This window comes from Mesorhizobium sp. ESP-6-2, from assembly GCF_020164675.1.
In the GTDB taxonomy this organism is placed as follows: Bacteria; Pseudomonadota; Alphaproteobacteria; order Rhizobiales; family Rhizobiaceae; genus Mesorhizobium.
Genome location: NZ_JAIUGT010000005.1, coordinates 278,793 through 292,575, shown reverse-complemented (window position 1 = coordinate 292,575; position 13,783 = coordinate 278,793). Strand labels below are relative to the sequence as shown.

Annotated in this window: 14 protein-coding genes; 1 reads left to right on the top strand and 13 read right to left on the bottom strand. The window is 63.9% G+C overall.

Annotated elements, in window-relative coordinates; genetic code table 11:
• Nucleotides 1–124: 124 nt before the first annotated feature.
• From LB532_RS16310 to LB532_RS16250, 13 genes are all read right to left on the bottom strand, one after another.
• Nucleotides 125–1,534: an FAD-binding oxidoreductase gene (locus tag LB532_RS16310; protein ID WP_140640113.1), complete on the bottom strand. Its 1,410-nt coding sequence runs from the start codon at nt 1,532–1,534 to the stop codon at nt 125–127.
• Nucleotides 1,535–1,820: 286 nt separating this feature from the next.
• Nucleotides 1,821–2,135: a hypothetical protein gene (locus LB532_RS16305; protein WP_140640111.1), complete on the bottom strand. Its 315-nt coding sequence runs from the start codon at nt 2,133–2,135 to the stop codon at nt 1,821–1,823.
• 39 nt (nt 2,136–2,174) lie between these two features.
• A complete protein-coding gene (locus tag LB532_RS16300; RefSeq protein ID WP_140497301.1) occupies nt 2,175–2,537 on the bottom strand; it encodes a nuclear transport factor 2 family protein in 363 nt (120 codons plus the stop codon).
• An 85-nt stretch (nt 2,538–2,622) separates the two neighbouring features.
• On the bottom strand, nt 2,623–3,102 hold the full coding sequence (locus tag LB532_RS16295) for a carboxymuconolactone decarboxylase family protein (protein ID WP_140640109.1): 480 nt from the start codon (nt 3,100–3,102) through the stop codon (nt 2,623–2,625).
• A 108-nt stretch (nt 3,103–3,210) separates the two neighbouring features.
• A complete protein-coding gene (locus LB532_RS16290) occupies nt 3,211–4,764 on the bottom strand; it encodes an alpha/beta fold hydrolase (protein WP_140640108.1) in 1,554 nt (517 codons plus the stop codon).
• Nucleotides 4,765–4,876: 112 nt separating this feature from the next.
• Nucleotides 4,877–5,188 (bottom strand): formate dehydrogenase subunit delta, encoded by a 312-nt coding sequence (locus tag LB532_RS16285; protein ID WP_140640106.1) that lies wholly within the window; start codon nt 5,186–5,188, stop codon nt 4,877–4,879.
• Nucleotides 5,178–6,008 (bottom strand): formate dehydrogenase accessory sulfurtransferase FdhD, encoded by an 831-nt coding sequence (gene fdhD, locus LB532_RS16280; protein ID WP_140640104.1) that lies wholly within the window; start codon nt 6,006–6,008, stop codon nt 5,178–5,180. Before fdhD ends, LB532_RS16285 begins: the two co-directional genes overlap by 11 nt.
• On the bottom strand, nt 6,008–6,460 hold the full coding sequence (locus LB532_RS16275) for a hypothetical protein (RefSeq protein ID WP_140640102.1): 453 nt from the start codon (nt 6,458–6,460) through the stop codon (nt 6,008–6,010). The genes fdhD and LB532_RS16275 overlap by 1 nt, the downstream gene beginning before the upstream one ends.
• 14 nt (nt 6,461–6,474) lie before the next feature.
• Nucleotides 6,475–9,384 (bottom strand): formate dehydrogenase subunit alpha, encoded by a 2,910-nt coding sequence (fdhF, locus tag LB532_RS16270; RefSeq protein ID WP_140640100.1) that lies wholly within the window; start codon nt 9,382–9,384, stop codon nt 6,475–6,477.
• 10 nt (nt 9,385–9,394) lie between these two features.
• A complete protein-coding gene (locus LB532_RS16265; protein WP_140640098.1) occupies nt 9,395–10,951 on the bottom strand; it encodes a formate dehydrogenase beta subunit in 1,557 nt (518 codons plus the stop codon).
• The gene (locus LB532_RS16260) at nt 10,948–11,427 is read right to left on the bottom strand and encodes a formate dehydrogenase subunit gamma (protein WP_140640096.1); all 480 of its coding nucleotides are present in this window, start codon (nt 11,425–11,427) and stop codon (nt 10,948–10,950) included. Before LB532_RS16260 ends, LB532_RS16265 begins: the two co-directional genes overlap by 4 nt.
• A 132-nt stretch (nt 11,428–11,559) precedes the next feature.
• Nucleotides 11,560–12,459 (bottom strand): LysR family transcriptional regulator, encoded by a 900-nt coding sequence (locus LB532_RS16255; RefSeq protein WP_140640094.1) that lies wholly within the window; start codon nt 12,457–12,459, stop codon nt 11,560–11,562.
• 92 nt (nt 12,460–12,551) lie between these two features.
• Nucleotides 12,552–12,929 carry a VOC family protein gene (locus tag LB532_RS16250; protein ID WP_140640092.1) on the bottom strand — a complete coding sequence of 126 codons (378 nt, stop codon included), beginning with the start codon at nt 12,927–12,929 and terminating at the stop codon, nt 12,552–12,554.
• A gap of 209 nt (nt 12,930–13,138) precedes the next feature.
• Between LB532_RS16250 and LB532_RS16245 the strand changes: the two genes are divergently transcribed.
• Nucleotides 13,139–13,780: a DUF47 domain-containing protein gene (locus LB532_RS16245; protein WP_140640090.1), complete on the top strand. Its 642-nt coding sequence runs from the start codon at nt 13,139–13,141 to the stop codon at nt 13,778–13,780.
• Nucleotides 13,781–13,783: the final 3 nt, after the last annotated feature.

Sequence of the window (13,783 nt, the reverse complement as noted above, 5' to 3'; positions counted from 1 at the left end):
TTATATGGCTGTGGCCGGCGCCGGCGACCCCGCTTGAGAGGGTCGTCAGCGTCATTCCACTTCGCGATTGCACTGCATCTGACAGGCACGGCCGCCGAACGGCATCAGTGGCGAGACCCCCGCACTACGCGGCCGTCCGGCCCTGCATCGCCGATGTCGCGGGCTTGATGTTCAGGTTGACCCGGAAGACATTGGATGGGTCGTAGGTTCGCTTAACCTGGCTCAGCCGCTCGTAATTCGCGCCATAGCTCGCCTGCAAGCGCGCGTCCCCTTCATCGTCCATCATGAAGTTCACGTAGCCGCCCTCGCCATTATGGGGATGGACGTTCGCCCAGTAGTTCCGGGCCCACGCGGTCAGGTCGGCGGCTTTGCCCGGGTCGGGATCGATGGCGGCGATGACCATCGACCAGCTTGCGTCACGCGCGTTCCAGGCGGTCTCGTCCTTGCCGACGCGGCGGACGGCGCCGTCAATCGGGTATAGATGCATAAGCGACAATTCGCTGGGCGCCTGGGCGGCCTGTGCGATATGGGTCGCGATCGCTTCGTCGGGAAGCGCCTTGACGAAATCGCCCTTCCAGTACCATTGCAGGCCTTTCGGAAGGAGCGGGTCGAACAGCGACTGCATCGCCGGGAACGGCATTACGCCCATCCAGTTGAACATTGGCGGCGGCAAGGTGTCCAGCAGCGGCGCCATGGCCTTGCGCCCATCCTCCTCCGTGCCGTTGTAGCACGAGATGATGGCACAGGCGCGCTTGCCCCAATGCTCGCGCGGGAACGGATCGGTCGAAGGGACGGATTTCAGGCCGACGAAAGCGCCGAGGTCTTCCGGCGCTTTCGGCAGGTAGTCGCGATAGGTACGCATCACCGCCGGTGCGTGCCTGGCGTCCCAGAATACCGGACCGCCGAAGACCATGTTCACCGGATGAGCCTGGAACAGGAAGCTGGTCACCACGCCGAAATTGCCGCCGCCGCCCCGGAGTGCCCAGAACAGATCGGGATTCTCGCTTTTGCTGGCCTTCGCCATGCTGCCATCGGCCAGCACAAGATCGGCCTCGATCAGATTATCGATGGTGAGACCGTATTTGCGCGTGAGATAGCCCGTTCCTCCACCAAGGGTTAGACCTGCGACGCCCGTGGTCGAAACGATGCCGAACGGAACGGCGAGCGCGAAAGGATGGGTGGCGTGGTCCACGTCGCCCGAAGTGCAGCCGGGCGCGACCCTCACGGTCCGGGTTTTCGGGTCGACATGGACGCCTTTCATCATCGACAGGTCGATGACGAGACCGTTGTCGCAAATCCCCAATCCCGCGCCGTTGTGGCCGCCGCTGCGCACGGCGATGAGGAGGTCGTTTATGCGCGCGAACCTTACGGCGGTGATCACGTCGGCGACATCGACGCAGCGTGCAATCAGCGCCGGGCTCTTGTCGATCATGCCGTTGTAGACCTTGCGAGCCTCCTCATAGCCGGCTTCGCCGCGAAGGATCAGCTCTCCGCGCAAGCCTTCACGCAGTTTTGCATAGGTTTCGTCGGTCATCGGTTTCCTCCCTGATCGCGCCTGCGCCATATGGCTCGACGCGACGATTGATCTTGTTGCTTTGCTTGTGCCGTCCATCCGTCGGGTGCGCAGGATGGTGCAGGAGAGCACATTGCACCGATCCGGCTCCTCGCTGCTTCGCCCGAAAGGGCCAGTGGGGAAATGGCCCAGGAGAGCCATAGTGGGCAGGCGGAAGCCGTCATGGTAGCGAAGCGCGTCGCGCCGAAAGGGACCGATGCGGCGCGCTTCAGATCGTCGTTCTATGGGCACCTTTGGGCGACATGCATTATTCCACGATGCGGAAAATCTGCCAGAGGCTGGTGCCCGACACGACGTAAGGCTCGATCTCCTTGCCCCATTTGGCGTGCGCGTCGATCTTGCCGATCCTGGCGAAGAACTCTTCCAACTGGGCCAGGCTTTCGACCTGGTGGTGAGATTCGACCGTCCCCTCCCGCGCGCCGACCGAACCCGTCATGATCTGGAACTTCAGGTCGGCGACGCCGACCTGCGAACCGATCTCGGATTCCCATTTCCGCATGAGGTCGAGCACGGTCTGCTTGTGTCCGAACCTGGCATCGATCTGCCATCTGGCGCTGAACATTTTTTCCTCCTCCGAAGGTGCGGCTGATGCCGCGATTGATTACTCGTCCCAGGCCTGAACGACGGTCTGCCGTGCAATCCGCCCGCCCTTGAGTTCCAGCATCGCCGCGCAGAACACCTTGGTCCCGTCCGGGTAGGCGCAGGCCTGGGTGAAGGCGAGGTTGTCGCCATCGGCGATGGTGGTGTCGACCTTGTGGGTCATTGCCCGGCTGCAGATGTCGTCCCAGAACGTGCTGATCGCCGCTCGGCCGCGGATCTCGCGCGGCTTGCTCGGCGGATTGTTGCGGTCGACGACCCGCAACACCGCATCGTCGGCGTAAAAGCTCGACAGCATCTGTCCGTCGCGCCCTTCGATGGCTTTCTTGATTGCCGCGCCGTCAACGGTCTGTGTCTTGGTCAGCATTTTTATCCTCCATGGGCCTGTCTTCCCGATCGGGCGGTTGATGAGCAAAGTGCTGCCCGGCGGTCATCGCCGTGCAGCGATAGTGTCACTGCGACTTGGCCTTCACGGCCGCGAACACGTCGTCGGTCTGCTTCTTGAAGGCTGCGAGGTCGACCTGGCTGCCGTTGAGCATCGTCGACCAGTGGCGAACGATCGCCGCCATCGCCACCGCTTCCTTGATCTCCTCGTCGGTCGCGCCGTTGAGCTTGGCGGCCTCGGTGTGGAAGTAGACGCAGTATTGGCAAGGGATCTGCGAGGCGACGGCAAGTCCCATGAGTTCCTTGGTCTTGCCGTCGAGTGCGGTCTTGGGGTTGAGCTGCATCGACTTTATCTCGGCCCAGGCGCCGGCGACCGCCACGTCAGGCAAAGTCTTGAACATGTCCGGTACGGAGCCGAGCGTGGCCTCTATGTCCTTGTATGCTGCCGTCGCGGAGGCATCCTCGGCCCGCGCCGGAGCCAGGGCCAGCAAGGCGCCGGCGCCCGCCGCGATGACGAGCAATCTGGTCTTGCGACTTGATTCCACCATTTCATCCTCCCTTCGCAGTGCCGTCATGGCGATATCGCCTGGCCTGCATGCGGAAGAATTGATAGTCCCCGACGCCTTCGGCCGCTTCGCCCGAAAGCGCCATGGCCTTCATGGCCCGTGCGGGCCAGGGTTCCGTGCCGAAAACGCGGCCGCCGCCGCCCGCGATGGCAGGTCGAGCTTGAGCAATATGTTGGCGACGTGACGCTTGACCGTATGCTCGCTGAGGTTGAGCTCGGCAGCGATCGCGGCATTGCTTTTGCCGTCGGCGATCAGGCTCACCACCTCGCTTTCGCGCGCCGTCAGCACAGCCGGTTCGGCAGGCCTGGGCTTGGATCGGCAGGCGGGTTCCAGATGCTGCTCGGACGTCGCAAGGACAAGTGCCAGCGGCTCGTCCAATTCGTCCAGCGCGATGCGTCCGCCATCGATGAAATGGAGGCCTGAGCCGGTCGCCAGGTCGGCAACCAGCCGCGACGCCAGGATGTCGCCGCGGCTGGCATGGGCGGCAAGTTGTATGGCGACGCGTGCGGTCAGGCCGACCGGCGGTCCGCGCATCTCGATCTCGCCGACATGCACGCCCTGCGCGCTGGCCACGCCGATCTCCTGCGCCGCTTCGCGCAATGCGGCCGCGCAACGTATGGCGCGCGCCGGACCGTCGAAGCGCGAGACCATCAGTTCGCCATGCGTGCCCGCGGGCCGTCCGCCATGGCGCCCAACCAGCAGTCGCCAGGTCTCCTGGAAGCGCTGGCTGCGCTCGCTCCACATGCGGTCGCCGAGGCGCGCCGTGTCGTAGATACGCGTCACCAGCAATGCGGCGAGCACGCGTTCGCTGTCGGCCACGGCCGGCTCGCCGGTCAGGAATTCCTCGATCAGGTCGGCGACCCGGTCGACGTCACCGGTCCATACCGGGTGGTCGCGCCCGGGGATTTCGACAAGCCGGGCGTTCGGGATCTTCCGGGCGAGGAAGCGGCTGGCATCGGGATCGACGCGCGCGTCGTTGCGGCGGTGGATCAGCAGCGTTGGCGCGCTGATCGCCGAGAGTATGCCGCGCACGTCTATGCCGGCGTTCATGCGCGCCAGTGCCGCCGCCGCCGTCGGGCTTGCCGACAACCGTTCGAACCGCGACCACCAGGCGGCAAAGTGACTGTCCTCCACGCGCCCGGGCGCAAAATGCGGCAAGGTGGCGCCAGTGCCCCAGGCGGTTTCCGTCGTCGCGATGAATGCGTCCAGCCGTTCCGGCGGCATCACCCATCGGTGGAAATGGGCATAGCCGCCATAGAGCACCAGGGCGCGCGTCCGCTCCGGATAGGTAGCCGCGAACAGCATGGCCATCGGAGCGCCTTCCGAGGCGCCGAGCAGGGCCGCGCGGCCGCTGCCGGCGGCGTCCATCACCGCACGCACGTCGTCCATGCGCGTTTCGAGGCTGGGGAGGTGGTTGGCATCGACGCGGTCGGACAGGCCGGTGCCGCGCTTGTCGAACAGGATCAGCCTTGAGAAGGCGGAAAGCCGTTTCAGCAGCCTGCTATAGCCTTCATCTTCCCAATGCAGATCGAGGTTGGAGATGAAGCCCGGCACGAAGACGAGATCGAACGCGCCCTGGCCGACCACCTGATAGGCGATCCGCACGTCGCCGCTACGGGCATATCGGGTCTCGATCGGCCTCACGAGTTGTTCCGCCCGGCCTGACGATTTCGGATCGCCGACCATAGCAGAGCTGCGTCGCTTGCGGCAGCTTAAACTTTAGCGGAAGGAAATATAAGCGGACGCGAACCAATGGCTATTTTTGCGAGGCGGCTACGTCGCCTGGGGGAAGCTTGAGCCCGAGCTTCAGATCAGCTTCGGCGGGCGTGACCGGCCGCTTGATCCTGGTCGAGGCAGCCACGACGAGTTCATCGAAGCCATCGCCGCCGCTGTCCAACATCTCGAAGAACTGACGCCGCATCCTCGGTTCCCAGAATTTGTTGATATGCTCGGCCACGCCGGCCACGCCTTCTTCGCGCGGCCTGGAGTGGAAAAAGGCCGCGATCTGGTTGGCCATCCGCACCAGCTTCTCGCCGGTGCTCATGATATGGTCTTCGTCATGCGACATGCTTGGCAGCTCCGGTAGCCACCCGGTCGGGGTGGGTGAAAATATCGAAATCGTCGCCGCGAACCAACGCCACCAGCGTCATGCCGGCCTCTTCGGCGGTGCGGATGGCAAGCGCGGTCGGCGCCGACACGGCGATGATGAAGGCCGAGCCGATCGCCGCCGTCTTCTGCACCATCTCGACGGAGACGCGCGACGTCACCACCACCGCGCCGGTCGCGCCGTCGATGCCGGCCTTGGCCAATGCGCCGGCCAGCTTGTCCAGTGCGTTGTGACGGCCGACATCCTCGCGCGCAATGACGGTGCCCTTGCCGGGAATATAGAAGCCGGCGGCGTGCACCGCGCCCGTCTCGCTGTGCAGCGGCTGCATCTTGGCGAGAAGCTTGACGGAACGGACGATGTCGCCGGCATCAAGCGTAAGCTTAGGCGCACCAACCGTATCGACCGAGCGCATCGCTTCCTCGATGGATTCGATGCCGCAGAGCCCGCAGCCGACCGGTCCGGCGAGCCTGCGCCGCCGCGCCTCGAAGCGCGTGTTGGCCTGGTCCTTCAGTCGAATCTGGATGTCGATGCCGGCGCCGAGATCCTCGACCTCGATCGCCTCGATTTCGTCGGGTGAAGCGATGATGCCTTCGGTCAGCGAGAAACCGAGCGCGAAATCCTTCAAATCGGCCGGGCTCGCCATCATCACCGCGTGCGTCGTGCCGGCAAAGGAGAACGCCACCGGCGTCTCCTCCGGTACCATACGGGTTGCCGAAATTGTGCCGGACGCGCGTCTGGCAATACGGCTGGCCGGCGTAGTGGCAGGCGGACGAGGCAACATCAGCTATCCTCCTTCGCGGTAAGCTCTTCGGAAGAAAGCTTCTTCGTCCTGTGAAAGACCCAACCGCTCACGGTTCCCGGCGCAATGCTCAATAGTGCTGCTGCTAAATGATCATGTCGGGGGAACGGCGGCAACAGCTGGCCCATCACTTCAAATCCGAAGAAGGCAACTGCGACACCAAACAAAATAGCCGCGTATTTGGCAGCAGTTCCATTCAATTGCTTATAGGCGCTCTGGAAATACGCGAACGGCACCACCGATATCACAATCGCGAAAAAGAAGACGATGAACGGCAACAGGAACACGCCGGCGAGCAGTCCGTCCCGAAATGGATCCAACGAGAAACCTTTTCCAGCGATCAGGTCTTTCGATATCGAAACCGCCAAAAACTCCAACGGAATTACCACTGAAGCGGTAAGGACAGCGAGCAGATAGGCAGGCAAGGCATACATTGCGACCTTGCCTCCTACTCCGCCGCTTCCAGCGGAGCGATGCGACGGCTCTGGCGAGCCTGCTCGTCATAGTCGCGCTGCCATTCCGACGGCCCGTTGGAGGCACCGACCTGCACCGCCGTCACCTTATATTCCGGACAGTTGGTCGCCCAGTCCGAAAAGTCCGTGGTGATGACGTTGGCCTGCGTGTCGGGATGGTGGAAGGTCGTGTAGACCACGCCCGGTGACACCCTGTCGGTGACCTGCGCGCGCAGCGTCGTCTCGCCGGAGCGGCTGGTCAGCCGCACCCAGTCGCCGTCGCGCAGGCCACGGTTCTCGGCGTCGTGCGGATGGATCTCCAGCCGGTCCTCGGAGTGCCACATGATATTATCAGTGCGCCGCGTTTGCGCGCCGACATTGTACTGCGACAGGATCCGGCCGGTGGTCAAAAGCAGCGGGAAGCGCGGCCCGGTTCGCTCGTCCGTCGCCACATATTCGGTGCGGATGAACTTGCCCTTGCCGCGCACGAAGCCGTCTACATGCATGATCGGGGTGCCGAGCGGCGCCTTCTCATTGCAGGGCCATTGCACCGACCCGACGCGGTCGAGCAACTCGAACGAGACGCCGGCGAAGCTCGGCGTCGTCTTGGCGATCTCGTCCATGATCTCGGAGGGGTGCGTATAGTTCCAGTCGAGCCCGATGGCGCGGGCAAGCTCCTGCGTCGCTTCCCAGTCGGCGTAGCGCGCCTTCGGTTCCAGCACCTTGCGCACCATGTTGATACGGCGCTCGGCATTGGTGAAGGTGCCGTCCTTCTCGAGGAAGGTCGAGCCCGGCAGGAACACATGCGCGTAGTTCGCCGTCTCGTTGAGGAAGAGATCGTGCACGACCACGCATTCCATCGCGGCCAGACCGGCGGCGACATGCTTGGTGTCGGGATCGGACTGCAGGATGTCCTCGCCCTGGATGTAGATGCCCTTGAAGGAGCCGTCGACGGCTGCATCCAGCATGTTGGGGATGCGCAGCCCCGGTTCGTCGTCCAGCTTCACGCCCCACAGGCTTTCATAGATGTCGCGCACCGCGTCGCCCGAAATATGGCGATAGCCCGGCAGTTCGTGCGGGAAGGAGCCCATGTCGCACGAGCCCTGCACATTGTTCTGGCCGCGCAGCGGGTTCACCCCGACGCCCGGGCGGCCGATATTGCCGGTGGCCATGGCGAGATTGGCAATCGCCATCACCGTGGTCGAGCCCTGGCTGTGCTCGGTGACGCCGAGGCCATAGTAGATCGCGCCGTTGCCGCCCTTGGAGTAGAGACGTGCCGCACCGCGGATCAGTTCGGGATCGACGCCCGACAGCTTGCCGACGGTTTCGGGGCTGTTCTCCGGCAGGGCGACGAAGGACGCCCAGTCCTGGAATTCCGTCCAGTCGCAGCGCTCGCGGATGAAGGCCTCGTCGAACAGGCCTTCGGTGACGATGACATGTGCCAGCGCCGTCAGCACGGCGACATTGGTGCCGGGCTTCAGCGGCAGGTGGTAGTCGGCTTCGATATGCGCCGACTTGACCATCTCGGTGCGGCGCGGGTCGAGCACGATCAGCTTGGCGCCTTCGCGCAGCCGCTTCTTCAGCCGCGAGGCGAAAACCGGGTGTGCGGAAGCCGGATTGGCGCCGATGATGACGGCGACGTCGGTGAATTCGACGGAATCGAAATCCTGCGTGCCGGCCGAGGTGCCATAGGTCTGGCCGAGCCCGTAGCCGGTCGGCGAATGGCAGACGCGCGCGCAGGTGTCGACATTGTTGTTGCGGAAGCCCTGGCGCACCAGCTTCTGGACGAGATAGGTCTCCTCATTGGTGCAGCGCGACGAGGTGATGCCGCCGATCGCGGTGCGTCCGTACTGGTACTGGATGCGGCGGAACTCCTTGGCCGTGTGGGCGATCGCCTCTTCCCAGCTCACCTCGCGCCACGGATCGCTGACCTTCTCGCGGATCATCGGCGACAGGATGCGGTCCTTGTGGGTGGCGTAGCCATAAGCGAAGCGGCCCTTCACGCACGAATGGCCGTGATTGGCCTTGCCCTCCTTGTAGGGCATCATGCGGAGGACCTCGTCGTCCTTCACTTCGGCCTTGAACGAGCAGCCGACGCCGCAATAGGCGCAGGTGGTCACGGCCGAGCGTTCCGGCAGGCCCTTGGCGAGCACTGTCTTCTCGCGCAGCGCATCGGTCGGGCAGGCCTGCACGCAGGCGCCGCAGGACACGCATTCGGAAGCGATGAAATCCTCATGCATGCCGGCGACCATGCGCGATTCGAAGCCGCGGCCCTCGATCGTCAGCGCAAACGTACCCTGCACCTCTTCGCATGCCCGCACGCAACGCGAACAGACGATGCATTGCGCCGGATCATAGGTGAAATACGGGTTGGATTCGTCACGCGCGATGTAGTCGACGGCCAGCGAGCCGTGGCCGGGCGCGACGCCATCCTCCTTGACGTGGTTGCGGCCTTCGACGCCGTAGCGGTTCTCGGTCAGGCCGACCGACTTCGCCACCGCGTCGAACTCGCTGGCGCCGGTGCCGGCCTTCTGGTCCCAGCCCACCGGATGGTCGGAGACATAGAGCTCCATGACGCCGCGGCGAATGGCGTCGAGCCGTTCCGAATGCGTGCGCACCACCATGCCTTCGCCGACGGGGGTCGTGCAGGACGCCGGCGTGCCGCCGCGGCCATCGATCTCGACCAGGCAGACGCGGCAGGAGCCGAAGGAGTCCAGCATGTCCGTAGCGCACAGCTTCGGGATCTCGACGCCGCCCTCCATCGCGGCGCGCATGATCGACGTGCCTTCCGGCACGGTGATGCTGCGGCCGTCGACGGTCAGCGTGATCCGCTTCTCAGCCTTCGATTGCGGAGTTCCGTAGTCGATCTCTTCGATGAGCGTCGGGAAGTCGGCCTTGATGTTCATCTGCCAGCTCCTATTCAGCAGCCACGCGCGCCGGTGCGGGCTTGAAATCCTCGGGGAAATGCGTGATCGAGCTCATCACCGGGTAAGGCGTGAAGCCGCCCAGCGCGCAGAGCGATCCGAACTTCATCGTGTTGCAGAGATCGGTGACCAGGGCGAGGTTCTTCTCCGGCTCGATGCCGGCGGCGAGCCTGTCGATGGTCTCCACCCCGCGCGTCGAGCCGATGCGGCAGGGCGTGCACTTGCCGCAGCTTTCGATGGCGCAGAACTCCATGGCGAAGCGCGCCTGCTTCAGCATGTCGGCGGTGTCGTCGAACACGGTGATGCCGGCATGGCCGATCAGTCCATCGCGTTTGGCGAATTCCTCATAATCGAACGGCGTGTCGAACAAAGCGCGCGGAAAATAGGCGCCGAGCGGACCGCCGACCTGCACCGCCTTCACCGGCCGGCCGGTGGCCGTGCCGCCGCCGATATCGTCGACGATTTCGCCCAGTGTCATGCCGAACGCCGCCTCGAACAGGCCGCCACGCTTGACGTTGCCGGCGATCTGGATCGGGATCGTGCCGCGCGAGCGGCCCATGCCGAAATTCTTGTAGTAGGCGGCACCCTTGTCCATGATGACAGGCACCGAAGCCAGCGAGATGACGTTGTTGATCACTGTCGGCTTGCCAAAAAGGCCCTGGATTGCCGGCAGCGGCGGCTTGGCGCGCACCACGCCGCGTTTGCCTTCCAGACTGTTCAGAAGCGAGGTCTCCTCGCCGCAGACATAGGCGCCCGCGCCGAGGCGGATCTCCATGTCGAAGGCATTGGGCGAACTGAGCACGTTGACGCCGAGCACGCCGGCCTTGCGGGCGACCTCGACGGCCTTGTTCATGACCGCCACCGCATGCGGATATTCCGAGCGGATGTAGACGAACCCCTTGGTCGCGCCGGTGGCGATGCCGGCGATCGCCATGCCTTCGATCAGCACGAAGGGATCGCCCTCCATGATCATGCGGTCGGCGAAGGTGGCGCTGTCGCCCTCGTCGGCGTTGCAGACGATGTATTTGCGCTCGGATGTCGTATCGAGCACGGTCTTCCATTTGATGCCGGTCGGGAAGCCGGCGCCGCCGCGGCCGCGCAGGCCGGACTCCGTAACCTGGCTGACAATCTCGGCCGGCGCCATGGCCACCGCGTTCTGTAGGCCCTTCAGCCCGCCAAGCGACTTATAGGCGTCGAGTGACAGCGGGTCGTTGATGCCGCAGCGCGCGAAGGTCAGACGGGTCTGCTTGGCCAGGAACGGGATCTTGTCCGGCGCGCCCAACCAGCGCTTGTGATGGCCGCCGGTGAGAAAGCCGCTGTCGAACAAGCTCCTGACGTCGGACGGCTTCACCGGCCCGTAGGCGACGCGGCCGTTTGCTGTGGCGACCTCGACCATAGGCTCTAGGAAATAGGCGCCGCGCGAACCATTGCGGACGATCTTGGCCTCAACGCCGCGCTCGGCGAGTTCAGCGCGAACAGCCTTGGCGACCCTTTCGGCACCGAGCGCCAGCGCGCCGGAATCGCCGGGAATGTAGATGCGCGGGATCATGAGCGCACCTCCGCGACGATCTCTTCGATCTTCTCGTTGTCGAGCCGCCCGATCACCTCGCCATCGAGCATCGCCGAGGGCGAACAGGCGCACAGTCCCAAGCAATAAACCGGCTCCAGGGTCACCGAACCGTCTTTCGCCGTCTCGTGGAAATCAATGCCGAGCAATTGCTTGATCCTGGCGGCTACCGCATCGGAACCCATCGACTGGCAAGCTTCGGCCTGGCAGAGCTTGAGCACATGCCGGCCTGCCGGGCGGGCACGGAAATCGTGATAGAAGGTGACGACGCCGTGCACCTCTGCTCTGGAAAGGTTCAGCCCGTCGGCAATGACCGGGAGTGCTGCCTGCGGCACATGGCCGAACTCTTCCTGGATGCCGTGGAGGATCGGCAGCAGCGGACCTTCGAGGTCTTTCAGATCCTGGATGATCGCGGCCGTGCGCGATGCGATCTCGGTACTTGCAGGCTGCATCGTCACGCAGCGCCCTCCCTGGTCGGTGGCTTTATCGCTAAGTCTTTACAAAATCAGGAGAAACCCCCGAAATCAATAAAGCTGATCCGTCGCTCGATAGAAATTTTCTATCGAGCTCCAGCACCTGCATTTCCTAACCTAGCGGTGGGTGCGGAAATCGTCTGCGAGCGCCATCGCCTCGTCCAGCAGCGCCGAAACCAGCGGCGTGTGCGGTTCGCGCAGCGCGGCCACCAGCCCGACCGTGTGGCTGGCGTCCGGCTCGACGATCGGGATGGCCCGGATAGGCTCGGAAAAGCCGAACGTTTCCGTGAGGTTGAGAGGCATGATCGAGGACCATTTGCCGGTGCGGATATGCGAGAACAGCACGATCATCGAATTGGATTCCAGCGTCGGCCGCACCTCGACGCCGGCCTCGGCCAGGTGCTGGTCGATGATGCGGCGGTTCTGCATGTCTGGGGTCAGCAGGCAGAGCGGCAGGTGGCTGATCTCGGCCCATGTCACTTTGTCGCGGTCGGAATAGGGGTTTCCGATGGCGGTGATCAGCTGATAGCGCTCATCGTAGAGTGGTACGCTGGTCACTCGTCCGAGCGGCTCGTTGTCGAGATAGGTGATGCCGGCATCTATATCGAAATTGCCGAGCAGCGACAGCACTTCGATCGAGGTCCGGGACAATACCGAGAAGGTGACGCCGGGGTGTTTTTCGCGGAATGGCGTCGTCAGCCGCGCCACCATGGCGAGCGCGGTGGGAATGGCGGCGATGCGGATACGTCCCGACAAGCCGTGCCGCGCCGCCCGCATCTCCTCGCGCATGGTCCTGGTATCGCCGACGATACGGCGTGCCCACACCAGCACCTGCTTGCCCTCCGGGGTCAGGCCCAGGAAGCGCGAGCCGCGCAGGACCAGCATTACACCCAGCTGACCTTCAAGTTGCTTGATGCCGGCCGACAAGGTGGGCTGGGTGACGCCGCACACTTCCGCCGCCCGGCCGAAATGCTCTTCCTTGGCAAGCGCGATGAAAAATTCCAGCTTGTCGATCATGTCTGAAGCTAACCGCCCCCGCCGCACCGCGCCAGAGGGCTGCCGCCAACTGCGATGTCGATCGCCCCAAGCCGATGCTTGATCGCAGAAACCTATCGGTCGACGAGATTGAGGATGTTGCCATCCGGATCCTTGAACCAGGCGACCTTCATGCCCTGGCCGACATGGATGTCGCCTTCCAGGCTCAGGCCGGGCATCTCGTAGTGCTCGAAGGCAACGCCCTTCGATTTCAGCCCGCTGACGACGGTGTCGATCTCATCGCCGACCGTCCACGTCACCGCCGTCGCCTTGTTGGTTCCGGCGAACTGAGAGCGATAGACATTGATCGTGGTGTCGCCGCTTTTGTACACGATCAGTTCGCCACCCTCGTCATGCACCTGTTTCAGGCCGAGCGTCCCCTCATAGAAAGCCTTTGCCTTCGCCAGGTCTTTCACCGCGAGGTTGGCCGTTGCGTTGCTGTTTGCAAGCATGATCGTTTCTCCTTCGCTGCTTGTCGTCCCCGGCGTCTCCTTGGAAATAGGTCGAGCCGGTCGCTTGACGAGCCCCGCTTTGCCGGCGGCCAGCCAATTGCGAGCGGTGCCTGCAATTGGCTGCATCCACATCTTTCAGCCGGCTTACTGTTCCCCCTGGGCGCATGCGGCGCTATGTGGATGGAACTGGTGCGCCGGGAGGGACGAACATGCTGGGCTGGTTCCGCAAGCTGTTGCCGCGCGAAGATCGCTTCTTCGACCTGTTCGAGCGGCATTCCCGCACGGTGGTCGGCGGCGCGGAGGCCCTGCAGGAGCTCCTCCTGGGCAAGGACATCGAGCATTGGTGCCAGAAGATCGTCGATCTCGAGGACGAGGCCGACCATATCACCGCCGAAGTCCTGCTTGCCGTGCGGCGCTCATTCATCACGCCTTTCGACCGCGGCGATATCAAGGACCTGATCCAGTCGATGGATGACGCCATCGACATGATGCACAAGACCGTCAAGACGGTGCGGCTGTTCGAGAAGAGGGAATTCGATCCGCTGATGCAGGAAATGGGCGCCGTCATTGTCGATGCCGCCAGGCTCGTCGCCGAGGCGATCCCGCTGCTGGCCAAGGTCAGCGCCAACAGCGCGCGCCTGAATGAACTCGCCGAGGAAGTCATGCGTGCCGAAGGCCGGGCCGACGATCTGCATGAGCAGGGCCTGAAGGATCTCTTCAGGCGGCACGGCCGCAGCGACGCGATGGCCTATCTGATCGGCTCGGAGATCTATGGCCAATTGGAGAAGGTGGTCGACCGCTTCGAGGACGTCGCCAACGAGATCAGCGGCATCGTCATCGAGAACGTCTAGGCG